The sequence below is a fragment of the Stenotrophomonas sp. STEN031 genome, from assembly GCF_056759975.1.
This window is the reverse complement of sequence record NZ_JBRREA010000014.1, coordinates 37,979-63,344: the sequence shown is the minus strand read 5'-3', so window position 1 is coordinate 63,344 and position 25,366 is coordinate 37,979. Positions and strand designations below refer to the sequence as shown.

Annotated in this window: 24 protein-coding genes; 10 read left to right on the top strand and 14 right to left on the bottom strand. The window is 66.0% G+C overall.

Annotation, left to right across the window (positions count from 1 at the left end; all coding sequences use genetic code 11):
* Positions 1 to 147: 147 nt before the first annotated feature.
* From ACVOLQ_RS08850 to ACVOLQ_RS08835, 4 genes are all read right to left on the bottom strand, one after another.
* Positions 148 to 945, bottom strand: a complete 798-nt coding sequence (locus tag ACVOLQ_RS08850; protein ID WP_023093955.1) for a DUF1269 domain-containing protein — start codon at positions 943 to 945, stop codon at positions 148 to 150.
* A 284-nt stretch (positions 946 to 1,229) separates the two neighbouring features.
* Positions 1,230 to 2,258: a lipid A deacylase LpxR family protein gene (locus tag ACVOLQ_RS08845; protein WP_414715478.1), complete on the bottom strand. Its 1,029-nt coding sequence runs from the start codon at positions 2,256 to 2,258 to the stop codon at positions 1,230 to 1,232.
* A gap of 501 nt (positions 2,259 to 2,759) precedes the next feature.
* On the bottom strand, positions 2,760 to 3,968 hold the full coding sequence (locus ACVOLQ_RS08840) for a sensor histidine kinase (RefSeq protein ID WP_023093953.1): 1,209 nt from the start codon (positions 3,966 to 3,968) through the stop codon (positions 2,760 to 2,762).
* On the bottom strand, positions 3,965 to 4,654 hold the full coding sequence (locus ACVOLQ_RS08835; protein ID WP_023093952.1) for a response regulator: 690 nt from the start codon (positions 4,652 to 4,654) through the stop codon (positions 3,965 to 3,967). Before ACVOLQ_RS08835 ends, ACVOLQ_RS08840 begins: the two co-directional genes overlap by 4 nt.
* Before the next feature lie 147 nt (positions 4,655 to 4,801).
* On the opposite strand from ACVOLQ_RS08835, the gene ACVOLQ_RS08830 reads away from it, so the two are divergent.
* From ACVOLQ_RS08830 to ACVOLQ_RS08790, 9 genes are all read left to right on the top strand, one after another.
* On the top strand, positions 4,802 to 6,259 hold the full coding sequence (locus ACVOLQ_RS08830; protein ID WP_023093951.1) for an efflux transporter outer membrane subunit: 1,458 nt from the start codon (positions 4,802 to 4,804) through the stop codon (positions 6,257 to 6,259).
* Positions 6,260 to 6,380: 121 nt separating this feature from the next.
* Entirely contained in the window at positions 6,381 to 7,484 is a 1,104-nt protein-coding gene (locus ACVOLQ_RS08825) for an efflux RND transporter periplasmic adaptor subunit (RefSeq protein ID WP_023093950.1), read from the top strand.
* On the top strand, positions 7,481 to 10,576 hold the full coding sequence (locus ACVOLQ_RS08820; protein ID WP_023093949.1) for an efflux RND transporter permease subunit: 3,096 nt from the start codon (positions 7,481 to 7,483) through the stop codon (positions 10,574 to 10,576). The genes ACVOLQ_RS08825 and ACVOLQ_RS08820 overlap by 4 nt, the downstream gene beginning before the upstream one ends.
* 67 nt (positions 10,577 to 10,643) lie before the next feature.
* Positions 10,644 to 11,795 carry an MlaE family ABC transporter permease gene (locus tag ACVOLQ_RS08815; protein WP_023093948.1) on the top strand — a complete coding sequence of 384 codons (1,152 nt, stop codon included), beginning with the start codon at positions 10,644 to 10,646 and terminating at the stop codon, positions 11,793 to 11,795.
* Positions 11,789 to 12,604 (top strand): ABC transporter ATP-binding protein, encoded by an 816-nt coding sequence (locus tag ACVOLQ_RS08810; RefSeq protein WP_481527745.1) that lies wholly within the window; start codon positions 11,789 to 11,791, stop codon positions 12,602 to 12,604. The genes ACVOLQ_RS08815 and ACVOLQ_RS08810 overlap by 7 nt, the downstream gene beginning before the upstream one ends.
* Before the next feature lie 86 nt (positions 12,605 to 12,690).
* Entirely contained in the window at positions 12,691 to 13,620 is a 930-nt protein-coding gene (locus ACVOLQ_RS08805; RefSeq protein WP_023093946.1) for an MlaD family protein, read from the top strand.
* Positions 13,617 to 14,327, top strand: a complete 711-nt coding sequence (locus ACVOLQ_RS08800) for an ABC-type transport auxiliary lipoprotein family protein (protein ID WP_023093945.1) — start codon at positions 13,617 to 13,619, stop codon at positions 14,325 to 14,327. The genes ACVOLQ_RS08805 and ACVOLQ_RS08800 overlap by 4 nt, the downstream gene beginning before the upstream one ends.
* A gap of 29 nt (positions 14,328 to 14,356) precedes the next feature.
* Positions 14,357 to 14,734, top strand: a complete 378-nt coding sequence (locus tag ACVOLQ_RS08795; protein ID WP_128665403.1) for an FAD-dependent oxidoreductase — start codon at positions 14,357 to 14,359, stop codon at positions 14,732 to 14,734.
* Positions 14,731 to 16,035 (top strand): NAD(P)/FAD-dependent oxidoreductase, encoded by a 1,305-nt coding sequence (locus tag ACVOLQ_RS08790; RefSeq protein WP_031687786.1) that lies wholly within the window; start codon positions 14,731 to 14,733, stop codon positions 16,033 to 16,035. Before ACVOLQ_RS08795 ends, ACVOLQ_RS08790 begins: the two co-directional genes overlap by 4 nt.
* A 198-nt stretch (positions 16,036 to 16,233) precedes the next feature.
* Here ACVOLQ_RS08790 and ACVOLQ_RS08785 read toward each other — a convergent pair whose 3' ends face one another.
* The 9 genes from ACVOLQ_RS08785 to ACVOLQ_RS08745 all read right to left on the bottom strand — a co-directional run bounded on the left by ACVOLQ_RS08785 (position 16,234) and on the right by ACVOLQ_RS08745 (position 23,973).
* Positions 16,234 to 18,228 (bottom strand): relaxase/mobilization nuclease domain-containing protein, encoded by a 1,995-nt coding sequence (locus ACVOLQ_RS08785; RefSeq protein WP_023093942.1) that lies wholly within the window; start codon positions 18,226 to 18,228, stop codon positions 16,234 to 16,236.
* A gap of 448 nt (positions 18,229 to 18,676) precedes the next feature.
* On the bottom strand, positions 18,677 to 19,276 hold the full coding sequence (locus ACVOLQ_RS08780; protein ID WP_023093941.1) for a S26 family signal peptidase: 600 nt from the start codon (positions 19,274 to 19,276) through the stop codon (positions 18,677 to 18,679).
* Entirely contained in the window at positions 19,273 to 19,818 is a 546-nt protein-coding gene (locus ACVOLQ_RS08775; protein WP_023093940.1) for a DUF2840 domain-containing protein, read from the bottom strand. Before ACVOLQ_RS08775 ends, ACVOLQ_RS08780 begins: the two co-directional genes overlap by 4 nt.
* Positions 19,815 to 20,099 (bottom strand): hypothetical protein, encoded by a 285-nt coding sequence (locus ACVOLQ_RS08770; protein ID WP_023093939.1) that lies wholly within the window; start codon positions 20,097 to 20,099, stop codon positions 19,815 to 19,817. Before ACVOLQ_RS08770 ends, ACVOLQ_RS08775 begins: the two co-directional genes overlap by 4 nt.
* Positions 20,096 to 20,734: a ParA family partition ATPase gene (gene parA / locus ACVOLQ_RS08765; protein ID WP_023093938.1), complete on the bottom strand. Its 639-nt coding sequence runs from the start codon at positions 20,732 to 20,734 to the stop codon at positions 20,096 to 20,098. Before parA ends, ACVOLQ_RS08770 begins: the two co-directional genes overlap by 4 nt.
* A 253-nt stretch (positions 20,735 to 20,987) precedes the next feature.
* Positions 20,988 to 21,857 (bottom strand): replication initiator protein A, encoded by an 870-nt coding sequence (locus tag ACVOLQ_RS08760; protein ID WP_425529046.1) that lies wholly within the window; start codon positions 21,855 to 21,857, stop codon positions 20,988 to 20,990.
* 14 nt (positions 21,858 to 21,871) lie between these two features.
* Entirely contained in the window at positions 21,872 to 22,156 is a 285-nt protein-coding gene (locus ACVOLQ_RS08755) for a helix-turn-helix domain-containing protein (protein WP_023093936.1), read from the bottom strand.
* A 111-nt stretch (positions 22,157 to 22,267) separates the two neighbouring features.
* The gene (locus ACVOLQ_RS08750) at positions 22,268 to 23,035 is read right to left on the bottom strand and encodes a DUF2285 domain-containing protein (RefSeq protein ID WP_023093935.1); all 768 of its coding nucleotides are present in this window, start codon (positions 23,033 to 23,035) and stop codon (positions 22,268 to 22,270) included.
* Positions 23,036 to 23,379: 344 nt separating this feature from the next.
* Positions 23,380 to 23,973, bottom strand: a complete 594-nt coding sequence (locus ACVOLQ_RS08745) for a DUF2958 domain-containing protein (RefSeq protein WP_441084493.1) — start codon at positions 23,971 to 23,973, stop codon at positions 23,380 to 23,382.
* Between the two features lie 36 nt (positions 23,974 to 24,009).
* Here ACVOLQ_RS08745 and ACVOLQ_RS08740 point away from each other — a divergent pair, with 36 nt between their 5' ends.
* Positions 24,010 to 24,342: a helix-turn-helix domain-containing protein gene (locus ACVOLQ_RS08740; RefSeq protein ID WP_220276632.1), complete on the top strand. Its 333-nt coding sequence runs from the start codon at positions 24,010 to 24,012 to the stop codon at positions 24,340 to 24,342.
* A 303-nt stretch (positions 24,343 to 24,645) separates the two neighbouring features.
* Here the strand turns inward: ACVOLQ_RS08740 and ACVOLQ_RS08735 are convergent, their stop codons facing one another.
* Complete coding sequence (locus tag ACVOLQ_RS08735) at positions 24,646 to 24,960, bottom strand: DUF736 domain-containing protein (protein WP_023093932.1); 315 nt, start codon at positions 24,958 to 24,960, stop codon at positions 24,646 to 24,648.
* Positions 24,961 to 25,366 lie beyond the last annotated feature (406 nt).

The following is a 25,366-nucleotide window of genomic DNA, read 5'->3' as shown; positions in this document are numbered from 1 at the left end:
TTTCCCTCGGATCGGGAGGGATTGAAACCAGCTTGCCAGCGACCTCATCCAACTGGAGAAGGAGAATTGCGAGCACTTCCACCACGACGACCGCGCGGGTCGTTAGAGCGCAATGGGCAACGATTTAGACGATCGCTTTCTTTGCCGCTATCTCAGCGCGGCCTTGGTTTGTTCCCAAGCCTGTTCGAGTTTGGCAGCGCGCTTATCGTAGTCTTCCTGGATATCGGCAATGCGTTGTTCAATCCGCTTTCCAGCCGATTCGACAGCCCCCTCGGCCTGCGCTTGTAATGAGACGATTACAGCCTCCGTTTCTTCGCGAAGAGCTTTGGCCTTCCCTTGAATTCGCTTGCTGGCTTCGGCCAAGGATTTGTCCAACAGTTCGATGCGCACCTTTAGTTCTGTGCCAGCATGCTTACCCTCTTGGAGCAGTTGCTCGCGTAGGTACGTCAATTCGTTCGTGATGTCATTGATCTCGCGTCGGATCTGGGCTTCCTCGACTTCGTGACGGAACGTACGCACCACCACGCCGCCTAGAGGGGCGATGCGAATATCAAGGGGCGAAGTCCAGCCCTCATCGATTTCGGCAATGACCACGCTCCTGCCAGGCGTAAGTTCTTCGGAGATGACCTTGATAAAATCCCCAGAAATTCCAGCATCGAATATATCTTTAAGCCCGCCGAGAAGCGCGCCGCCGGTCAGTCCTGCGATTGTGCCGAACGGACCTGCCAGCAAGCCGAGAAGACCACCAGTAACTGCGCCAATCGTGGTTGCAAGCCCGCCCGCCGACTTGGCTTCCCTGATCGAGAGCTTGCCGGCTTCGTCCTTGACGACTACCGTTTCGCCGTAAAGGAGGATACTGCCCTCTCGATGCAGCTCGCGAAGCGCCAGGACCCCTTCGTAGGCCCGCGCTTCATCTGGAAAAATGATGGCTACAAATTTGTTCATGTGTCCGCCTTGGTAGTATGTCCGGAGTCTGCAAATCGGATGCGACTTTATGGTCGGCTTTGCGGCAACCATGACAAACGCTTGTCGGCGGACGAAACGACCAGGTCGTGCCCAAGCTTCTTCCGCCTCACGTTGTGCGTTTGTGCATCTGTCCGCCGTAGCAGCCTGCCGGGCTTGCTTGAAGAATTCTTTTGGGATTCTTTTGGATTTTGTTAAGTCGCTTGCCATTGCACGGCGCGAATGCGGCGCTGGGACGATAACCTCTGGATGTCTCGAACTGTTCCTTAGAAGCCTCGGGTGAAGGTGACGCTACCAAAGACCGGTCGTTGTCGCTGCCCTGCGAACTCGCGGGTGCGGTGATAACGTGCAAAGGCGATCCGCCAGCGCCCGCGGTCGGCCGCGATGCCGTAGCCGATGTCGGCGACGAAGGGGCGCTTATCGACGCTGTGGCTGTTGCGGAAGGTATTGCCATCGAGTGTGATGTCGCGCATCACCCAGCGGGCATCGAGGGACAGGAACAGGTGGCTACGCCACATGCCATCCGCGAGAGTTTGAAAGGCTGTGGTGTTCTCACCGGCCGGACGCAGCGGCGCCATGCCGAAGTCGTCCGACAACTCAGTGCCCAGGCGCAGTTCCATCCCTGCATGGGCGGCAGTCGCGAAGTTGCCAATGCTGCCACCCACCGCCCCGATGGCGTCCCACTGCCAAGCCTGGGACGAGGAGCTGCTGCGCAGACGCTCTCGCCGCTCGTGAATCAGTTGGATCACGGGCTCGTCATGCAATTGATTGTCCCAGCCAAGAGAGCTGTCAGCACCGATGACGCGGTGCAGCGCGTTCTGTACTTCGCCAGCCTTGGCCGAGGGGCCTACCACGCCGACGCGCAACTGGGACGTCCGCAGGACATCACCCGTGCGCGCGCTGTATCCCAAGCTGAACATCAGCGCCCCGGCGTAGGGGCGGTCGCTGGCAATCAGGCCCCGCCGCTTTCGCTCCGTGGGCGTGAACATCAGGTGGCCGAATCCGGCAGTGAGATGCCATTCATCGATGGTCGATGATTGTCGTTCGGCAAACTGCTGGCTGAGCCAGCGCGCCACGCCCGGCAGGCAGGTCGAATTCGCTTGATCTGCTAGGTTAGGGGAGACCAGCGTCGCCAATATGCCGTTGGAATATCCCTGATCCTGGCCGGTGCCGCCGAGCAGGTCGTTGTCCATGCGCAGGTTGAGCGTGCTCGCACTTCTGGGGGTGGCGGGAGCTTGGCATGGCTCGCTGGCCAGTGCCGTCGAGACCCAGCACAGCACGGAGAGTAAGAACAACCCCCGAGCGGGCGCGGTGGCGCGATGGAAACTGCCGGCTCGCTCCAGAAGTGCGGGCTGGATTGCCTGCCGGGGCGGCAGAAGCAGGGACGGGATGAGCATTGCACGGCAGCTTGCTTTCGGAGCGTGGCGAGCATGCGCGTGGAATTTAAAGATTTTCTTTGGATATGGTTGACCTTTCGTTAGGCATGGATTGCGTCAGGACACCATCAAACAGTACGCGCAGCACATGCAGCCCTATCCGCAATCGATGTTGTGACTGGCTACCAGCACACCTTTGGTGACGAACTGCGCGGCTTCGCACACCGGTAAAAAGGCCGATCAGTTGAGAGATGAATTCAGATCCGCTTGCTGCCGTTGTCCAATGCTGGATAAGTCTCTCGACGAGACTGGCAGTTGCCAGAAGCACTTGACTGGGCCGGCGCATTCCCTAATAGCCAGCTCGCCAATTCGTAGCTCAGTATTCGCCACGACTTTCGTCCGCTTACTTCAGGTCTCAGGTCAACCGGTCGAGACAAAAGTCCGCGTCGGCAGGCGCACGCTTACGATCAAGCCGCCAGCGCTACGATTGCCGCATTCCAGCTCGCCCCCGTGTGCCCGGCAGACGGCCGCAGCTATCGCCAGGCCAAGTCCGCTTCCACCGGAATGACGCGCTCGCGAGGTTTCGGCGCGCCAGAAGCGGTCGAGCATCGCGGGAAGATGTTCTGGTGCGACGCCAGGCCCGTGGTCCGAGACGGTAATCGTTGTGCCCAACGGCGTACTATTTGCGTCGATCTCCAGTGTCTTGCCGCGCGCCGCGTAACGCAGGACATTCTCGACGAGAATCGTCAGTACCTGCCCTATGCGATCTCGGTCGGCATACAGTTGGATATGGGTCGCAGCCGACACAACCGGCTTAATGCCTGCTCGATCCAGGTCAGCTGCGGCCCATTCCAGCCGCTCCGCAATCAGTTCCTGCAGCGGGAAGCTGTCCATTTCGAGCGGGAGCTGCCCGGCACGCGCCAGAGAAACCAGGTGTAGATCGCCCACCAGCCGGTTGATCTGCTCGAGCTGGCGAAGAATCGCACCAAGCTGATCCTGCTCCAGCGGGAAGACCTCATCCATCATGCCTTGGACACGGCCCATGGCCGCGTTGAGCGGCGTGCGCAATTCGTGCGCCAGCATCGCACTGGAGTCACGCACCTCGCGCTCGTACTGCTGTAGCCGCGTGGTCATGTCGTTAAAGTTGCGCACAAGGCCCGCCAATTCGTCGGGTGCGGTAGTCACCGCATCGACGCGATTACCGAAATGGCCTTCACTGACTCTGCGGGCTGCTTCTGCGATCAGTACGAACTGACGCGAAAGTGGTCGCGACAACCACAGCCCGACCAGGATGACGACAGGGATTGCGACGACGACCATGACGGCCAACATCAGCCAGTCAGGATTGGTCAGGCCGGGGCCGAATCGCTCGATGTTGTGGTAGCGCTCCATCAGCTCCCACAGCCGAGGCTCATTGCCGCGAGGATCCTCACGCAGCCGCTCGATCTCCTGGCGCGTCTCCGGCGGTGCCTGGCGCAGTGTTAGCGTATCGGCGATGTCGAAGTACGCCCACATGCCGATCGCCACCGCCAACACGGTTCCTACGGCCAGCGCGCTCATGCGCAGACCGAACCACCACCATAGCGAGCCCGGACGCCGGCGCGGCCACAGCAGCGTACGCAGCTTCATTGGAAACGGTATCCGACGCCACGTACTGTCATCAGTACGCCGCTCACACCACGCTGTTCTAGCTTGCGGCGGAGGTTGTGCATGTGCACGTCGACGGACCGCTCCAGTGCATCGCTTTCGGGCAAGCAGGCGTCGAGCAGTTCATGACGGGTGAAGGCCTTGAACGGCGTCTTCAACAGCTTGGCCAGTAGGTTGAACTCGGCAGGCGTCAGGGACAGCGGAATTGGCTGTCCCGATGCATCCTCCACGCTGGCCAAAACCGCACCGGTATCGACTACGACGTTGCCGTGGCGCAGTAGACCATCGGGCCGCGGCGAGGGGCGTGCGCGGCGCAGCACTGCGTGCACGCGAACCACCACTTCCTTTGGGCTGTAGGGCTTGACGATGTAGTCGTCGGCGCCGTAGCGCAGTGCGCCGAGTTTCTCCGGCTCGTCGCCGATGGCGGTGACCATGATCACCGGCGTGTCGCCAACACGGCGAATAGCGGAGAGCACGTCGGTACCACTGACCTTGGGCAGCATGACGTCCAGTAGGACCAGGTCGGGGCGCCACTGTGCGTGCAACTGCAGGGCCTGCGCGCCGTCGTGTGCCTTGCTGACCTGGAAGCCGTCCTTGTGCAGGTAGGCCTCCAGGATGCTGGCGCTGTCCAGATCGTCCTCGACGACCAGTATTTTCTGTTGAGACATGCTGACTCCACTCGCTCGTGCATGCGCCACGTGATCGCGCTGGGCGCGAAGCGGCGCTTCTTAATCAAATCTAAAAAAAACCCGAAACATCCCTTCAAGTCCCGAAGGCAACCTACACCGATTCTTGTAACACGCTGGAGAATTCGCATGTTCCCAAAATTGTCTGGCGATGTCCCGGCCTGGTTGATGGCCTCCGTGCTGGCCGCGCCGTGGCTCGCTGGATGCTCGATGGCACCGCATTATGAGCGGCCGCCGCAGGCAGTACCGGCGACGTTCGGGCAGCTTCGCGCTGCAGCGGCCGCCACCGCCGCAGAGCAGGCCGCGCCCGCGGCGCTGACGGATCAGGAGCGTGAGTTCCTGGGCGCCCTGACGCCCGACGGCGCCCTGGCGCCGCTGGTAGTGCGCGCTCTGGCGCACAACGCCGACTATCGACTTGCGGCGCTTCGGGTCGAGCAGGCGCGCGCGCAATACCGCGTCGAGCGCTCTGCGCGCCTGCCCACGGCCGGTATCGATGCGCAGCAGACCCGACAGAGCTTCGACGATCCCGCGCTACGCGAGCGCTACCAGCAGGATCTGTCGCGTGCCGGCATCGCCATCAGCGACTACGAACTGGACGTATTCGGACGACTGAAGTCGCTATCCGATGCCGCTCGCGAACATTATCTAGCCAGCGAGGCTGGGCAGGAGGCAGCGCGCGGCGCGTTGGTCGCCGAGGTACTAAGGGCCTATGCGCTGGTCTGCGCGGCGACGCAGGCGCACCAGCGCCTGCAGGCCGTGCATGCGGACAACGCGGCGCTGCTGGAGATCGCGCAAGGGCAGTACGACATCGGGCTGATCGCACGCGACGCGCTGGACCGCCGGCGTGCCGCCACCGAGCAGGCGCAGGTGGCCGCACTGCGCGCCGGCGACGATGCCGCAGCAGCGCGGCGGGCGTTGCAGCTGCTGACCGGATTCGATGCGGAGGTGGCACCCGGCCCGCTGGCACCGCTCGCCGAGGCGCCCGACGCAATGGCGGCACTGCGCGATCTGGATTCGAAGGTGCTGCTGCAGCGTCCCGACATCCGCCAGGCCGAGGCCGAGCTGCGCGCGGCCAATGCGAACATTGGCGCAGCCCGCGCAGCCTTCTTTCCCTCGATCCGCCTGAGCACCTCGCTGGGTAGCGCCAGCAACTCGCTGGACGATCTGTTCAGCTCGGGCAGCCGCAGCTGGTCGTTCATGCCGCAGTTGGTGCTGCCGATCTTCGACTTCGGCCGCAACCGCGCCAACCTCGACCTGGCCTGGACCCGCAGGCACGCCGGCGTGATCGAGTACGAGCGCAGCATCGAGGCCGCATTCCGCGAAGTCGCCGACGCGCTCGACGCCCGCGCCACCTTCGCCGTGTCCGAAGCCCAGTTGCGCGAGCAGGATCGGCTCGCGGCGCTGCGTCTCGAACGCGCCGAGCGCCGCGTCTCGCGCGGGCTGGCGGATCGCCAGGACCTGCTGGCCGACCGTATCGAGGCGACCCGCACCACGCTCGACCACCTGCACGCTCAGCGCGATCTGGCGCTAAGCCGCATCGCACTGTTCAGGGCCTTCTACGGCGTCGAACTGCCCGCCCGGCTTTGAGAGAGGACCCCGACCAATGACGCTTCGCTTTTCGCCCGTGCCGGATTGCTCCACCTGGACAGCGGCGCCGACTATCCCTTCCCCCCTTCAGACCGGCGCGCAGGCGACCGGAGGTAGCCTTATGCCCATTGCGCGCTCCATTGTCCCCGCCGGCCTGCTGGTCGCGACACTACTGCTGTCGGCCTGCAGTCCCGACACGCCCGCGCCCGAACCGCTGCGCACGGTCAAGCTGGAGGCCGTCGGGGCCGGTTCGGCCGCCGCCGCCTCGCGCTTCGTCGCCACCCTGCGCCAGGAGCAGCGCGCGGAATTGGCGTTCGAGAACGGTGGGCGCATCGCCGAGATCGCCGTGGACGTGGGTGACCGCGTGCGCAAGGGCCAGGTGCTTGCGCGTCTGGACGCCGAGCCGGCGCGGCTGCGGCTGGCACAGGCCGAGGCGAACCTGCGCGCGGCCACCGTGCAGGCCAGGGAACGGCAGATCCAATTGCAACAACAGCAAGCGATGTTCGAGGACGGAGCGATTTCGCAAGCGACGCTGACCAGCGCCCAGGTCGCCGACGACTCGGCACGGGCGCAATTGCGCGTGGCCGAATCCGACCGCGCGTTGGCTGCACGCGCGCTGCGCCAGAGCGAGCTGCGTGCGCCGTTCGACGGCAGCGTGGTGGCCCGCCAATTGCAGCCCCAGGCCGATACCTTGGTCGGGCAGACCGTGCTGCAGGTCGAGGGCCAGGGCCAGCCGCAGGCGCTGGCGACGCTGCCGAGCTCGGTCGCGCAGGGCCTGGCGCCAGGCGCGCTGGTGCGGGCGATGCGCTCGGACGCGCCGCAGGCGACGTTCGAGCTGCGCTTGCGAAGCGTCTCCTCACGGCTGGAAGGCGGTGCCAGCGTCCAGGCAATCTTCGACGTGACCGAGGCCTCGGTACCGCTGCGCAGCGGCGACAGCCTGCTGCTCGCGCTTTCGAATGAGTCCGCAGTCGACCTGTCGGTGCCACTGCAGGCGGTAGTCGGACAACAGGGCGAGGATGCGGTGTACGTCTACGATACCAAGGTGGGCACCGTGACCCGCCGCCGCGTCGAACTCGGCTCGGTCGAAGGCGAGCGCGTGCGCGTGACCGCCGGCCTGCAGCCAGGCGACCAGGTGGTCACCGCTGGCGGCGCCTTCCTCAGCGACGGCCAAGCGGTGCTGCCGTTCCGCTCCGCTTCGCGCCTGAATGAAGCGGGGCGCCCATGAAGCTGACCCATTCGGCCCTCGGTGCCAGCCGCCTGACCCTGTTCGCCGCGCTGATGGTACTGGTCGGCGGCATCGTCACCTTTCTCGGATTTCCTTCACAGGAAGAACCTACGGTCACGATTCGCGATGCATTGGTGACGATTTCGCATCCCGGCATGCCCAGCGAACAGGTCGAGGCCCTGCTGGCCAAGCCGGTCGAGGAGCGCCTGCGCGAGATCGGCAGCCTCAAGAGGATCGTCACCACGGTGCGGCCCGGCACCGCGACTATCCAGCTCACCGCCTACGACCACGTCAAGGACCTGCCGGCGCTGTGGCAGCGCGTCCGCGCCAAGTCGGCTGAGGCCGGCCAGGCCCTGCCAGCCGGCAGTTTCGGGCCGTTCGTCGACGACGACTTCGGACGGGTGGCGGTGGCCTCGATCGCTGTCACCGCGCCGGGCTTCGGCATGAGCGAGATGCGCGAGCCGCTACGCGACCTGCGCGCGCAGTTGCATACCTTGCCTGGCGTCGAGCGGGTGACATTCTATGGCCTGCAGGAAGACCGGGTCTACGTGGCGTTCGATCGCGGGCGCCTGGTCGAGGCCGGGCTGAGCCCGGCCTCGGTGATGCAGCAGTTGCAGGCGCAGAACGTGGTCGCGCCCGGTGGGCTGGTGTCGGCTTCGGGGCTGGCGATGACGGTGGCCACTTCCGGCGAGTTGCGCAGCACCGAGGAGTTGCGCCACTTTCTGGTCTCGGTGTCGGACACATCCGGTGCGGGCGGTACGCGCGAGGTGCCGCTGGGACATCTTGCCCGGATCGAGGTGATGCCGGCCGATCCGCCCGAGAGCGCCGCGGTCTACGAGGGCATGCCGGCGGTGGTGGTCGCGGTGTCGATGGCCACCGGCTACAACATCGGCGACTTCGGTGCGCAGCTGCGTACTAAGCTGGAAGAGACCGCACGGCAGTTGCCGGCCGGCTTCGAGCAGCACGTGGTCACCTTCCAGGCCGACGTGGTCGCGCGCGAGATGGGCCGCATGCACCAGGTCATGGGCGAGACAATCCTGATCGTCATGGTCGTCGTGATGCTGTTTCTGGGTTGGCGCACCGGTCTGATCGTCGGCGCGATCGTGCCGCTGACCATCCTCGGCGCACTGATCGCCATGCGCGCGCTGGGCGTGGAACTGCAGACGGTATCGATCGCGGCCATCATCATGGCTCTCGGCCTGCTGGTGGACAACGGGATCGTCATCGCCGAGGACATCGAACGACGGTTGGCCGCCGGCGAAGAGCGCCGCCATGCATGTATCGAGGCCGGCCGCACGCTGGCGGTGCCGCTGCTGACCTCCTCGCTGGTGATCGTGATGGCGTTCTCGCCGTTCTTCATCGGCCAGACCGCCACCAACGAATACCTGCGTTCGCTGCCGATCGTACTCGGCCTGACCCTGCTCGGCTCCTGGCTGCTGAGCATCACGGTGACGCCGCTGCTGTGCCTGTACTTCGCCAAGGTGCATCCGTCCCACGGCGAGGGTGCTGGCCAGTACGATTCGCGCTTCTACCGCGGCTACCGCCGGATCATCACCCGGGTGCTGGACCACAAGGCGCTGTTCATCGGCACCATGCTGGTGCTACTGACCGGCGCCGGCGTTGTGCTGGCGTCGATCCCCTACGACTTCCTGCCCAAGTCCGACCGACTGCAGTTCCAGATGCCGGTGACCCTGCAACCTGGTAGCGACTCGCGCGAAACCCTGCGCACGGTGGAGGCGATGAGCCGCTGGTTCGCCGACGACAAGGTCAATCCAGAGGTGACCGATAGCATCGGCTACGTCGCCGACGGCGGTCCGCGCATCGTGCTGGGCCTGAATCCCCCGCTGCCGGGCAGCAACATCGCCTACTTCACCGTCAGCGTCGCGCAGGGCACCGACATCGAGCAGGTGATCGACCGCACCCATCGGTACATGCGCGAGGCGTTTCCGCAGGCTCGCGCCGAGCCCAAACGCTTCCCGCTGGGTGCGACCGAGGCCGGCGTGGCCATCTACCGCGTGGTCGGCCCGGACGAGGCGGTGCTGCGCGAGACGGGCGAGCGCATCGCCGCGGCGCTGCGCGGGTTGCCTGGTATTCAGGACGTCTACGACGATTGGTTGCCGCGCGTGCCGCGCTACGTGGTCGAGGTCGACCAGCTCAAGGCGCGCCGCGCCGGCATCAGCAGCGAAGACGTGGCCCAAGCACTGCAACTGCGCTACAGCGGCCTGCAGGCCTCGCTGATCCGCGACAACGGCGTGGCTGCGCCGATCGTGTTGCGCGGCGATGCGCGCGAGCGCGATGCCGCGGGCAGCCCGGCCGATACGTTGGTCTATCCCGGCGCGGGCGGCGCGCCGCTACCGTTATCGGCGATCGCGTTGGTCTCCACGGCGAGCGAGCCCTCAACGATCATGCGCCGCAACCTGGTGCGCACGCTGACGGTCACCGGCCGCCATCCCAGCATGACCGCCAATGGAATCGTCGCCGAGATCGCGCCGCAGATCGATGCGATCGAGCTGCCGCCGGGCTACCGCATCGAACTTGGCGGCGAGATAGAGGATTCGGCTGAAGCCAACCAGTCGCTGCTGCAGTTCATGCCGCATGCGCTGATCATGATCCTGCTGTTGTTCGTGTGGCAATTCAATTCTTTCCGCAAGCTGTTCATCGTGGTGGCGAGCATCCCGTTCGTGCTGATCGGCGCGGCCCTGGCGCTGCTGCTGACCGGCTACCCGTTCGGCTTCATCGCCACCTTCGGCCTGCTGGCGCTGGCCGGCATCATCGTCAACAACGCTGTACTCCTGCTCGAGCGCATCGAGGCTGAACTGGCCTCGGGCCTGGCGCGGCGCGAGGCGGTGATCTCGGCGGCTGTGATGCGGCTGCGCCCGATCGTGATGACCAAGCTGACCTGCATCGTCGGCCTGATCCCACTGATGCTGTTCGGCGGTCCCCTGTGGACCAGCATGGCGATCACGATGATCGGCGGCCTAGCGCTGGGAACACTGGTGACGCTGGGCCTGATTCCGATCCTGTACGACCTGCTGTTCTCGCTGCGCGTGCGCAGCGGCGGCAAGTCCACGAATGGGGAAGCGACCGCATGAGTTTCCCCTCCGCCATGCATGCACGCCGACTCCGGTCCGCGTTGCGCCACGACCAGGAGGCTTTGCGATGACGCAGGCATGGCTACGCCGCGAGGCCAACGCTGACGGACACGCGGCCTGGATTGCCGGCGGCGACTGGACGATCGAGCACTACGGCCGATTGGCCACGTTGGTATCCGACGCGCGCGCAAACCCCGGTGCGCAGCGCGCGGTGCCGTTCCTAGACTGGACGCAGGTCCGCCAGCTCGACACCGCGGGCGCGGCGCTGCTGGTCGAGATGCTCGGCCCAGTGCTGGCGCGCGAGCACCTGCGCGCCGATCCACGGCTGGAGCCGGAACGCCGAGCCCTGCTGGAGGTGCTGGTGGACGCTGCGGAGGCCCAACAGGTCGCGGGGCACCCTGCGCTCGATTCCGCGCCTGCATGGCTGCGCGGCATCGCGGGCATCGGCGCAACGGCCGAGCGGGGGCTGCATTCGTTACTGGATCTGGCCGGCTTCGTCGGCCAGATCCTGGAGACTTGGCTGCGCATTGCGCCGTACCCGCGGCGCTGGCGGCTGACTGCGGTGGTCGCGCAGATCCAGCGTGTCGCTGTCGATGCTGTGCCCATCGTCGCCCTGCTGAGTTTCATGGTCGGTACCGTGGTCGCCTTCCTCGGCGCAACCGTGCTGGCCAACTTCGGCGCCAGCATCTTCGCCGTGCACCTGGTCGCGTTCTCGTTCATGCGCGAGTTCGGCGTGCTGCTACCGGCGATCCTGATCGCCGGGCGCACCGCCAGCGCCTACACCGCACAGATCGGCTCGATGAAAGCGAACGAGGAGATCGACGCGCTGCGCTCGGGAGGGTTGAACCCAATCGAGCTGCTGGTGTTGCCGCGGGTGCTGGCACTGCTGGTCTCGCTGCCCCTGCTGACCTTGGTGGGCGTTCTGGCGGGCATCGCTGGCGGTGCCGCGGTCTGCGTGCTGAGTCTCGACATCTCGCTGGCGCAGTTCCTGGCCATAGTGCAGGACAAGATCGAGGTGCGGCATTTTCTGGTCGGGCTGAGCAAGGCACCGTTCTTCGCCGTCATGATCGCCGCGATCGGCTGCCACGAGGGTTTCAAGGTCTCCGGAAGCGCGCAGTCGGTGGGCGACCACACCACCTCGAGCGTGGTGCAGTCGATCTTCGTCGTGATCCTGCTCGACGCGCTGGCGGCGCTGTTCTTCATGGAGATGGGCTGGTGAGCGGCCTTTCGAACGGAACGGCAACTCATGCCATCGAGGTGCGCGCGCTGGACAACCGCTTCGGCGAGCAGCAGGTGCACCAGAACCTGGACTTGGACGTTCGGCGTGGCGAAATCCTGGGTGTCGTCGGCGGTTCGGGCACCGGCAAATCGGTCCTGCTGCGTAGCATCGTTGGTCTTCAGCGCCCGCATGCCGGCGTGGTCCGCATCGAAGGCCTGGATCTGCTGCAGCTCCACGGCGCAGCGCGCACGCATCTGGAACGGCGCTTCGGCATCCTGTTTCAGAAGGGTGCCCTGTACTCGTCGCTGAGCGTGACCGAGAACGTCGCCCTGCCGCTGATCGAGCACGCCGGCCTGCCGCGTGCCCAGGCCGAGCACCTGGCGCGCAGCAAGCTGGCGCTGGCTGGCCTGCCACCGGATGCCGGCGACAAGTCGCCGGCATCCCTGTCGGGTGGCATGGTCAAGCGTGCGGCCTTGGCGCGGGCGCTAGCCTTGGACGCGGGCATCCTATTCTTGGACGAGCCGACGGCAGGACTGGACCCGATCGGCGCAGCCGCGTTCGACCAGCTGATTCTGACCTTGCGCAATGCGCTGGGGCTGACCGTGTTCCTGGTGACCCATGACCTGGACTCGCTCTACACGATCTGCGATCGCGTGGCGGTGCTTGCCAATCGGCAGGTGCTTGTCAATGACAGCATCGAGGTGGTGGAGCGCTTCGACCACCCCTGGATCCAGGCCTATTTCCACGGACCGCGCGGCCGCGCGGCGGTGCAGGCGCGCGCCGGATCCCCGCGCGCGGCGCCGCCGTGATGCGCGGGTCCGCCTCCTTCCCCCGACCGCGGTCGCGCGCGCCTGCGCCGAACAGCCGCATGCCTATCAGAGAGGTGCACTGAATCATGGAGCCCCGTGCCCGCCACGTCGCCATCGGCGTCTTCGTCCTTTTCCTGGCCGCGCTCGGCTTCGGCGTCGCGCTGTGGCTTGGCGACGCCCGTTCCGACCGTGACTTCCACTACTACCGCGTCATGTTCGACGAGCCGGTGACCGGGCTCTCGATCGGCAGCCCGGTCCAGTACAGCGGCATCACCGTCGGTGAGGTCGCTGCTTTGTCACTGCTGCCCGAGGACCCGCGCCGGGCCATCGCCCGTGTGCGCATCGAGACCTCGATTCCGATTCGCCAGGACACCCGGGCCGAACTGGTGATCACCGGCATCACCGGCGCTGCGGTGATCGAGCTGAGCGACGGTGGTCCTGACGTGCCGCTGCTACCCAGGAAAGAGGGCGAGGAACCGCTGATCCTGGCGCCGCGCTCGGCTCTGGCTTCGCTGGTCTCCGGCGACGGCAACACCATGACCACGATCAACGGCATCTTGCTGCGCACGCATGAACTGTTCTCCGAAGAGAACGTGGCACTGGTGCATAAGACCTTGGTGAACCTCGAGGACACCACCGGCACGCTCGCCGGACAGCGCACCGAGCTGGCCGGGCTGGTCAAGAACCTGACCGAAGCGAGCCGGGAATCAACCGCGGCACTGCGCCAGGCCAATGCCGTGATCGACGATGCCCAAGCGATCCTCAACGAGGAGGGACGCCCCGCACTGGCCAGCACGCGTGAGGCCATGGCCTCGCTGGAGCGTAGTTCGGCGCGGATGGAAGCCCTATTGCAGCGCAATGCGGCCTCGCTGGATCAGGGCATGGCCGCTACCGGCCCGGCGATGAACGAACTGAGGCAGTCACTGGCCAGCCTCAACACCGTGCTGCGCCGTCTGGATCGCAACCCCGCCGGCTACCTGCTCGGCAGCGAGAACATCGAGGAAACCACCCCATGACCCATGCTTCCCGCAAGCTGCCCGCGACCTTCGCGGCGCTCCTGCTCGCCGCCACGCTGCCGGCCTGCAGCATCCTGCCCAAGCAGGCGCCAGCCGCCACCTACCAACTGCCGTTGCAGCACCCGGCACAGGCGCGCAGCGGCGTACATGGGCCGCGCGCCGATGGCCCCATACTGGTCATCCATTCCCCGGCGAGCAATCGGGTGCTCGATTCGGACCGGGTCATCATTGCCCAGCCCGATGGACGCCTTGCGGCCTGGCAGGGACTGCGCTGGGCCGATACCGCACCGGTCCTGCTGCGCGACCGCCTGGCCGAAGCCTTCATCCAGGATGGACGACTGACCGTGCACGTGGACAGTGCGGCGCCCGCCGCCGAACTGGACCTGCTCGGCGCGCTGCGGGCGTTTCAGGTCGAACAGCGCGGCACCGCGCCGGTGGTGGCGATCCGGCTCGACGCGCAACTGGCCGAGCGCGACCGTGCGGGCGCCGGCGTCAGCCGGCGCTTTGAGGTGGTGCATGCCGCCGCGAGCAAACGCGAGACCGACGTGATAGCTGCGTTCGGCGCCGCGTCGGATGCGTTGGCTGCCCAAGTCGTCGACTGGGTCCTGGAGCAGCCCACGGCATCCGCCACCGGTTCGGACGCGCGCGCGCGCCACGCCGACCTGCCATCCCCCGCTGCGGCCGAGTCGTCGCACTCGACTAGGTAAGCTGCCATGCCCAAGTCCGTCCACAGCTACTGGTCACCCGAGCCCATCGCCGTTACCCAATCGCCGAACTGCAGGAGCTCGGCTACGACTGCGCCTTGGTGTCGCCAGAGCAGGTCGCGGTGACGAGCGCCCAGACTTTCGGCGCGGCCCGGATCCTGCAGTGGATCGTTGATCCGGCCAAGTTCATCGTCTCACTGAAACAGCTGGCACTGCGCGCCGGTATCCGCATCCACGTGCGCAGCCAGGTCTCCGGCATCAACGAGGTTGGTGCGGGAGTGCGCGTCGATACCTTCGCCGGTAAGGTGACGGCCGCCAAGGCGATGCCGTGGGTCAGCGCCTTGCCGCCGTCACATTCACAAGCCTGCCAGGTTCCGCCTGCAGCCTTTCTGCTTGGGGTTCTATCATGACTGATCAGCGGCAAAGACATCGCCTAGTGATCGTTGGAGGGGGCGTGGCGGGGCTGGAGATTGCCAGCGCATTGGCCCGCCGATGGCGACGTCCGGGAACGCCCACAGTCACACTGGTCGATCGGGATTCGGCCCACGTCTGGAAGCCTATGCTGCACATGATCGCGGCAGGTACGCGCGATGTTTCGCAGCAGCAAACACCCTACTTGGCGCAGGCGCGCGATACCGGATTCGTCTACCAGCCTGGCGAGCTGTGCGGCCTGAATCGGGAACGGCGAGAACTGCAGATCGCCGCAGTCTACGCTGACGACGGGCGACTTCTGATTCCCGGCCGCATAGTTGGATATGACACTCTGATTATTGCCATCGGCAGTCAAGCGAACGACTTCAGGACGCGTGGTGCCGCAAACCACTGTTACCGGATCGACTCGCGCGAGCAGGCCGATGCATTCAACCGGGAGATTCGACTTCGTGTCCTGCAGTGCGTGGCGCAGGATGCCCAACTCTCAATCGGGATAGTTGGCGGCGGCGCCACAGGCGTGGAGTTGGCTGCCGAATTGGTGCAACTGGCCGAATCAGCGGCGGCGTATGGCGCCCACGACCTGATGTCGCGCATGTCAGTTGCTTTAATCGAGAGCGGACCGCGATTACTGGCCGCCTTTCCCAAAGACATCTCTGAAGCTACCCGAGCGCGTTTGGAGCAATTGGGTGTCCGTGTGTACACCGACACACGGGTCAGCGCAGTGGATGCCGATGCCTTCCTGTTTAGCGACGGCACTCGGCGGGAGGCATCCCTAAAGATCTGGGCGGCCGGGGTCAAGGCTGCGAACTTGCTGTCGAATCTAGCGGGGCTGGAAGCGAATGCTATCAACCAGTTACTGGTACGGCCCTCGCTGCAGACGACGCAGGACCCGCGGATCTACGCCGTGGGCGATTGCGCGAGCCTTACTTTGTCGGGCAACCAGCGCTCCTTGCCGCCGACAGCACAGGTTGCACATCAGCAGGCGCAATACCTCATCCGCCAACTTCCGCGCGTGATCGAGCGAGGCTTGACGCCCCCTGACTTCGTGCACCGCGACCTTGGATCCCTGGTGTCACTAGGCGAGTACGACGCATTTGCGTCGCTGGGCAAGTTCGGCCTGCTCAAGGGGACAACGCTACGCGGAAGGCTGGCGCAGGCCAGCCATGTGCTGCTCTATCGTAGCCACCAGGCACGCCTGCACGGGATCATTCGCGGTAGTCTCTTGTGGCTGGTTGATCAGCTCAACGCACGTTTACGTGGATCGATACGACTTGATTGAGCGATTGGAAGGAATTGGTGAGTTGGATATCCAGATAGTCGACACTGAGACCACTGCGTTCGTATGCATGAGCACGAGAGCACCGAGCGTCAGGACACCTTCCACATGCTCTGGTCATCCAGCAAGCATATGGCGCCGAAACTATGAGCACTCATAGACTTCATGACGACGGAGATTTTAAAGGACTAGTACCTGGAACTAGCCCAACGATGGCCCCTTTGGCCGACCGACTTCCCACGATGCCCCGATACCGTGCATCGTCGCTGCGAGTTGCTGCCCCCGCCGCTGTTCGATCACAGGCCGCCACGGCACCAGGCTGAACCCCATGCCATCATCGAGCATCGCATAGCGCCCGCTGGCAAGCATGACGGAGCGCCGGTAGATGCCTGCAACGCGCTGCCCGTCCGTGGCGGGCCGATGCGCCAGGCCGGTTTCGGCGGCAATGTCCTTGGCGGCCTGCGCCAGTTCCCGATTGCGCAGCGTGCCCAGCAGGTTGCGCGCCAGGATCACTCGCTGCCCGCGCCGCTCCGCCAGCCCCTGTTCTTCAAGGAAGTCGGCGCGCTGTTGCAGGGTGTTCTTGACCTCGCCACCAAAGCCCAAGTCGCCCAGCCCCTTGCCGCCGCCGATCAACTGCTGGTCGAGCCAGGTGGCTCCGATCACGCGCGCCTGCAGCTCGATGGACAGGTGCGATTTCAGCTCCACGGCGACGCCGCCCAGCCGTTGCGCGTCGTACTGGCGGCCACGCTCGGTCAGGTCGTCCGGCACCTTCCATAACCCCTCGGCCACGCGCTCCACGATGCCGGCCCGGCGCAGGGCTTCCAGCCGGCGGACGTGGGCCGCGACGACTTGCTGCGGGTCGCGGTCGGGCTTGGCCCGGCCCTGCTCGATCGCCAGGTGATGATCGGTGCGGTACAGGCCATCGCTCGCCAGCGCGGCGATGTTCTTGTCGGCCGCCCGTACCTCCGCGGAACCACGCACCTCCACCACCGATCCGGTTGGATAGTTCGCCAGCTCGTCGCCGGCGTTCAACGCGACGTAGTGGGCCTTGCCGTCCACCCCGTCGATGACCAGATAGCCGCGGTCGTGCAGCTCGTCGGCCAGCCCCTTGCCGGCCACGCGGCCGACGATGGTGCGGCCGTCGTCGCCCGGCTCGAACACCGCCAGTTCGCGCGGCTGGCCGCTCATGGCGCGCTGCATGGTGCGGATGATGTCGCCACGCTCGCCCAGGGCACGCAAGGTCTTCTCCGCGTCCGCATGGACGGCCCAGGTGCCGGGCTGCACCTCGTCGGCCAGGCCCAGGCGCTGCAAGCGTTGGAGTCGGCCGATCAGCAGCAGCCGCTGGCGTTGCAGCCGGGGTTCATTGAAGCGTTCGATCTGCACCCGGCCATCCACGCCGGCCTCACGCTGCAATGTGCGGTCGAGGCTCGTCCACCGCTCCTGTTTCACCTCGCGTCCCAAGGTCTGCTGGATCTCCAGTTCGGTGCGCTGCCCCAGCCATTCGGTCGCCAGTTCGGCGGCCCGATGGCGGAAGCCGTGGGCGATGTAGTCGCCGGCGATGATGAGGTCTTTGCCGGTGTCGTCGCGTCCGCGCACGATCAGGTGTGCGTGCGGGTTGTCGGTGTTCCAGTGATCCACCGCCACCCAATCCAGCCGCGTGCCAAGGTCGGCTTCCATCCGGTTCACCAGATGCCGGGTGTAGGTGCGCAGGTCGTCCAGCTCGGCGCCGTCCTCCGGGGAGACGATGAAGCGGAAATGGTGCCGGTCGTCGGCGGCCCGCTCCTTGAAGGCATCGAGGTCGGCTTCGTCGGTCTGCGGCCCGTAGGCCCGGCCCGGTTCGCCATCGCGGCCGGCGCCGTCGCGCTCAATGTAGCGCAGGTGCCTGGCGAGCGACTGCGGGCTGGCGTTGCGCTGGTTGACCAGCAGGGTCTTGATGGTCACGCGCCGCGACATGGGCGTCAGCTTCGCCCCGGCGAAGCGCGCCGCCGTGTGGCCGCGCCCAAGCCGTGAACCGGGGCGCTGACCGGCGCGTGCGCCGCTGCCGCCGGCTGCGGAATGGCGCATCGAGGACTTGCCGCTGCTGGCCTTGCCTGCCTGCTTGAGCACCTTGGAAACGAAGCTCTGGCCCTGACCCTTGCCCCGGTTCTTCGGGGCGCTGGGGCGTACCCGGAAATCGTCGTCGCGGCGGTCGCTCATGGCCGCGCATCCTGCAAGCTCTGGCGTGTCCTGTCGTGCGAAGCACGCGGACATACCTGCATTGGCGCGACCTTCGCGCCCCACGCGGCACGGCGGCGAAGCCGCTCCGTGCCGCGCCACCCCCATGTGCAGACAGGCTTTCGACGCGGCCTAGTGCCGCGTCCTTTTGTCTTGCCTTCCGCCTTTGCCTTCCGCTGTCGCTCCAGGCACCGGCGGCCCGGCGGTGCTGCTGCGTGAGCAGCCAGCGCGCCGGCGAACGCGGCGATGGCCGCAGGCCGGGCGCGTTCGAGGCAAGACGCCTGCACGTTGGCCGGCTGCGCCGGCGACAGCGCGAAGTGCGGCGCGGATGCGCTCGCACTGCATGCGCGACGACATGCGGAAAGCCACGGGATCGACACGCCCGATGGCACGAGAAGATGCACGGCCACGTGCAGCGAGTCGGCGGCCATCATGGGCGTGTCTCCAGCCAGATCGGGCGCGCAACGCCGATCACGGCGGATGCGCTGACCGGGCCGAAGTAGCGGCTGTCGAACGATGCCGGATTCGTCACGCTCAACAAGAACAGTTCGCCCGGTTCAAGGCGGCGGCAAAGCTGCAAGGACGGCAGCGCCCGGCCCAGCCGGTCGGCAGGCAGCACGGCGGCGACCGGCACGCCGTCGATGCGTACCTGACCGGCGACGATGCAGACGTGTTGCGGCGCGACCGCGCCCACACGTTTGAGCAGCGGCACGCGGGTCGGCAGATAGCCGCGCTGTGCTGCCAGCATGGCGGCCCTGGTCGGCAGCGGCACCAGCACGATGCTGTCCACGGACAACGGACGTGGCAGCGAGGCGGTGCACGGGTCGAACGGCTCGATGCGATACCAGCCGACCGCCACGCTGTCGGACGGGTTGTAGGTCAGGCGCGGCAGCGGCGACACGAAAGCCGCCCAGGCCAGCGCAGCGAAGCCGAGGGCGGCCAGTGTCACCACGACGATGCGAGCGCGCAGGCGCGAGCGAGGACGCGGCGCCACGTCGGGCGCGTTGGGTGTGGTGGTCGGGGCGGTCATGGCAGCACCTTCCCGGCCAGCCAAGCAGCGTGCCGCTCGGCGGTGTATTCGGGCAGCGGCGAACGCGCTGCAAGACGGTTGCCCAGCGTGCGCCAGTACGCGGGCGACACGTCGATGACGGCGATGCCCTGCGCCTCGATGCCGTCGATGCGTTCCAGCACGGCGCGCACGTTGGCGTCGCCTTCGGTGTGCAGCAACAGGCGCGCGCCCGGCTGCACGCCGGGGATGCGCTGCGCCGCGTCCAGTGGCGTGCAAGCCTGCATCACCATGAGCTGCCAGCGGATCGTGCCGTAGTCGTTGGCCTGCCAGCGGATGCGGCAGAGCATCGCGCCCGGCAGGAACACCGCGCAGCGCCGCCAGTCGTCCAGGCGCAGCGTGCGTGCCGGTTCACCGAAGCGCAGGTAGAGCTTGAAACGGGCCTCGATGTAGGCCAGCGCCACGCGCGTCAGCGGCGCGCTGGCGGGTTGGCCGGAAGGCACGATAAATGATGGCTGTGGCGTAGCCGTGGCCGCGCCAGCGGCAGGCGAAGCGGATGCAGTCATGGTGTGTTCTCCCTGTGGTTCTCGGGAAACTCCCGCTCCAGCAGGCCGCGCAGCAGGTCGGCCACAGTCACGCCTCGCGTGAAGGCCGACACCTTGATGCGCGCCCGCAGCGCGGGCGTAATGTCGAGGGTCAGGCGCGCGGTGTAGAGGTCGCCTTTGCCCAGCGCATCGGCGTCGCCCTGGCGAATCCACGCCTCGGCGTGCGGATTCGCGGGCGGACGTGCGCCGATGCCGACGCGCTTGCCCATGCGTTTGCGGTTGGGTGGCTGCTGCGCTGTCATGGCGTCCACCGCAGCAGTTCGTCCACCAGGGCCGTGATTTCGCGGGCGGCGGCGCTGTTAGGTGCTGTCTCGCGTGCGAGCCGGCCAGCGGCCACGCTGTCGGCGAACACGATGCGCTGATGCACTTCCGAGCGCAGCGCAGGCAGCGGCTGTTCTGCCAGCGATTGCCGCGCCTCACGGCCGATGATGGTGGTGCTGACGCGCCGGTTGATGACGAAGGCTGCGCGGAGCAGCGGCCGGAACACCTGCGCCTCGCGGATGAGCGCCACCATCTCTGCGCTGGCCCACACGTCATAGGGGCTGGGCTGCACCGGGATCAGCACACGCTCGGCCGCCAGCAGCGCGGAGCGCGCCAAGGCGGCGATCCTGGGTGGCCCATCAATAACGACGTGATCGGCCCGCCTGGCGAGTTCTGGCGCTTCCTGATGCAGCGTTTCACGGGCCAGGCCCACGGCGCTGAACAGCCGTGGCAAGCCTTGCTGGCTTCTGCGCTGCGTCCAGTCCAGCGAGGAACCCTGCGGGTCGGCATCGAGCAGGACGACATGCTGGCCGCGCAGCGCCAGTTCGCCCGCGATGTGCGTGGCGAGCGTGGTCTTGCCGACACCGCCTTTCTGGTTGAGCAGAGCGAGGATCATGGCGCGGCCCTCCGTGTTGGAAAGCCGGTCTTTCGCTTCTGCGTGTGGTGCCGTTGGGTGGTTGTCCACCGAAACGGCGCGCTTCTACTAAAAGTTATGTATTTACTGTTAGGGAAGTTAAGGGGCGCGAAAACCCAATGCTGGCGCGGCTTTGCGGCCGATTTTGTTGCCTGATAGCACGAGGATTTGTTGCCTGATAGCACGAGCCTCCTGTTGCCTGATAGCACGAGTGAATTAACAGGTTTTCCCAGACTTATCCCCGTGCCGTGGGCGGCACGGGCCGAAAGGTCAGCAGTTCGGTTTTCTCGCCGGGCATGCGCTCGATGCCCAGGACGTAGCCGGGCAACGACTGCCGCGCCACCAGGGTGCGCAAGTCGGCGGCGAAGTCGTAGAAGCGCGCCACGCTGCCGGACTTGCGGTACAGGTGCTGGAAATCGAATTGCCAGCCGTGCTCCTGCCGGCCGCCATGCTTGCGCACCAGCCGGTACAGCCAGCGTTCGATGCCGCCCGTGAGCCGGAAGTACGTCGGGTCGATGGTCAGTACCAGGGCGGCGTCCACCACGCCCGCGTAGAACCAGTCCGGCAGGATCAGTTCGATGCCCAGCGGCGTGCCGCTGGCATCGGCCAGCTCGCGCCATTCGTTCACCCACGAAAAGCGATGCAGGCGCCGTCCGGTCGTCTCGCGGATGGACGTGGCCACCGTTGTCGATTGCAGGCGATCCAGGGCCGCTTTCAGGCGCTGGTAGTCGCGCAGCGACGTGCCGCGCCCGATGAAACGCAGGATCTCGTAGGGGCGCACCTGCATCAGCCGCGAGGTCGGAATGCCCGCATCGCGGGCTTCCACGATCTGCGAGGCGGCCCAGATCAGGATGTCGGCATCCCAGATTGTGGCAATGCCGTGCTCCTGCGTACCCTCCACTCGGATGGTGATGCCACCGGCGCGGAAGTCGATCGGCGCCGTGCGGCGCGACTTCGCCAGCGAGAAGAACGGAAAGGCCATCAAGTCCTGGCTGTCGCGCGGCGCCATGTCGCCCGGCAGCGCGCGGAACAGGTCGAGCTGTTCGCGCTGCTGCACTGGTCGCTGCCGCAGGGGCAGCGATGGGCTGGACATGGCGATGGCCACCGGCGAGCCAGAAATCAGCGGCCATCACGGTAGTCGCCCGCATGCCGCTCGGCATATTCCGGGTCGGAAGTCGCCTCGTAGCTGCGCTGGTCGGCCCAGGCATCGAGGTCGGACACGGCGTACATGACGCGGCGGCCGAACTTGCGGAACTTCGGCCCGCCGCCGATCACGCGCTGTTTCTCCAGCGTGCGTGGCGACAGGCGCAGGTATTCGGCGGCTTCGTCGTTGGTCAGGTAGCGTTGGGGCTGCGCAGGCGCAGCGGCAGCAGCGGCGGCAGGCCGCAAGGGAGCGGGTCGCATGGGATGTACCTCCATCAAGCCCGGCCACACCACGCGGCCGGATAGAGGCACTTTCAAGAAAGCGAGGCTGCTTGCTAAGGGACGATCTGCGGGGGACGCGAAACGTCCCCCCTACTGCAACGGCGGCGGAAGCTGTGCCAGGCGGCGATAGCCGCCGCGCATCAGCGCCTCGCCACGACGTACCAGCCGCCGCACGCGGGCACGCAAGGCGCTGTCCTTGTGCCAGTCGGCGGCGACCGCATCCACGCCGAACAACCCTTCGGCGATTTCGCGCAAGGACGCGCCCGCCTGGGTCGCATCGAGCGCCTGCAAGGTGTGCAGTTCCAGCACCGCGGCCGGCGTGGGCCGGGAACGGGCCGCCGCCGCAGGCACGCCAACCGTGGCTGCGGCCAGAGCGTCCAGCTCGGCCGTGAGCGTGCGATAGCGCGCGCAGGGCTTGGCGCAGGCGCGGGTGGCATAGAGGTAGGCCATGCCGTCTTCCAGACCCGGCCCGAGCGCGAGCCGCAGGCAGCAGCCGGGCCAGTGTGACACCAGCACCAGGCGCTTGCCGTCGTGGATCAGTTGCTTGCGGCCCGGTACGCGCCAGAACTCGAAGGCATGGGCCGCAGGTGGTGGGTCGGCATCCGGGTAGAGCTGCACCACGGCATCGTGATCGGGGAACCAGATCGGATGCGCGTCGCGCGCATCCAGGGCTGGGTCTTCCAGCAGGCGCAGGCCCCAAGTCTGCGGCGCGTCCCGCCGTCGGTGGCGGCGCAGCCAGTCGCGGCGATAGTCGGGATTCCTGCGCAGGTATTCCCAGGCCAGCGCGGGGCCATCAAGGTGCAGAACGTAGAGATAGGCCGCTGTGGGATACCAGTGTTCGGCGCTGCGATCAGTCATGGCGAGACCTCCCTGTGCTTGGGGTTCGTCGCCACGGATTCCGCCGCACGATAGCTATCGAATTGCCATCAGGTCGTCATCAAGAAGGGCTAAGCTGTAGTTTTGGGTGTCAAGACCGTTTGGCTCCGGCGTGTTGCGGAAATCGTCTGAATGCGACGGCTGCGCAACCCCAAAAATGGTGCGCCGCATCAGATACCGTGCCGGAGCCCACGCAAAAGATCATGACTGTTTGCATCAGGCTGGCACCGCTTCAGTGCATCAATACGGATTAAGACCTGCACGGTCTTGGCAATGACTGAAATAGTCACAATGCTCCCCGGCTGGCCGGTCCGCGCTGGGGTTCATCAGTCACTGATCGAACCATCCTCCTGCGACAGCCGGACATACTCCGACAGCGGACGCACCGCTAGGAAATACCGATCCCGTCGCACTGGTAATCCGCGCGGCCCCACGATGCCGGCCAGGTCGGATAGCTTGACCGTCCCGAGCGCAGGCATCCCGATACCGAGGTCGATCAGGCCGTAGGCCGTATCGGTATCCGCAGGGTCGAGAGACACCAGCAGCCAGGTCGCGTGCGCGTCCGGGGTGAACAGACGTACCACCGGCAGTGGATCGAATCGCTGAACAGCGGCTAGCGCCTGGCCGTGGGTCAGCAGCCGCGCGCGTTCATCAGCGGTGACAAGCGGCAGGGTCATGGGCAGCCTCCTCACGAAACCGAGGATGCGCGGATGCGCTTTGGTGCCGAAGCGCAGAACCGCCGAAACGCATCCGTGCATCCGTGTGGAAGCACGAATGCGCAAACCATCGCATCCGTAGAAGAACAGAAGCGCCGAGGCGGAATTGTCGGAAGCCGGAAAGACACGGATGCGATTCCCCGGTTCTGTCGGAAACCGTAGAGGCGGATTTCCGTAAAAGCACGAAAGCGGCCTTTCAGCCATGAATGAACACTATAGATTGTAGCCCTATAGGGCGCAATGGGCTGTCATCTTGGTTTTTATGGGGGAACCAGGTTGGTGGCAGCGAAACACTCATTGGCGACGGCAATACGGACAGTCAGGAAGGCGCGAGGCTTGAGCCAGGAAGCGTTCTCCGACGTGTCCAGCCGCACCTATATGAGTACGCTGGAGCGCGACCTGAAAAACCCGACCCTGCACAAGCTGACCGAGCTGTGCGAGGTCATGGAAGTGCATCCGCTGACGTTGCTGACGCTGGCCTATGCCGGCGACGACACGCACAAGGCCGACGAGCTGCTGGCGCGGGTGCGCCAGGAGTTCGAGGCCGTGCTGAAAGAGCGCGACGCGCCCTAGCGCGTCTGAATGCCCGCAAGCGGAGCGCGCAGCGCCGCCAGGCGCGAAGGCGTGAGGGATTGAAGCCGAATGGACATGACGCCATTGGCGGCATGGGGCGCAGCCCGAAAGCCCGGCGGCGCAATGCGCCGACACGCCATATTGTTCCTGCCGCCACGGGCTTCGAGCCATCCGACCATCGCCGATGCGATGCAAGCCCCAGGACATGCGGGGCATAAAGCAACCGGCGAAACCCTGTGCGTGCGGTGCTGAGATCAGCAGCACCGCGCCCCGCCGCAAAGGGCGGGACGCGGTGGGCGGTCGTCAGGCCGCCTTGGGCTTGCTGCGCGACCAGATCAGGTCGTGCGTGCCGTTCTCGCCTTCGATCAGGCGGGCATAGACCGTCGCCGGGAATGAAGGATCGTCGATGGCCACCGACAGGTAATCCCGCCCAGCCTCGCTGGTTTTCTTCCACGCCGCGCCGAAGTCGTGGCCGGCAGCTTGCAGGCGGAAGTCCGGGGCGCTTTCGTTCTCGCCCTTGTCGTTGGGAACGAGCTTGACCTTGACGTTGAGGGTCAGGGTGCGAAGCGTGCCGGTGAAGCCGTCTTTCTCTGCGGTGAAGGTGCCGATGTTAGCCATGGTGATTTCTCCTTTCGGGTTGAACAAGGTCGCGCCAGTGCGTCCTTGTTGTGATCCGTCCGGTGGGGGATGGGCTGGCCGCACCGCGCAGCGGTCGCAACACCGTGGAGAGCCTGGAAGCGAAAAGAATTTGTCCCGCGAGGAATGCGCACAGCGCAGGGGAAATTGTTTTCGCTGGAAGGTTGCGGCCATGAAGCCCAGCCACCGCCAGGATTCAAAACAACACAAGGACGTACTGGCCGCCCGCTCCCGAATAGAGACATGGCCGACTCGGCATCCCCGCGTGACGGCTTCACCTGCCTGCGCCCTGACACGGGCAAGGACAATGCCAAGCGACAAGGTGAAAGCGCCCCTCTCGCTGCTTGCGGCCCTTTGCGTGAGGCGTGGTGTGGAAGCTCCATTGCAA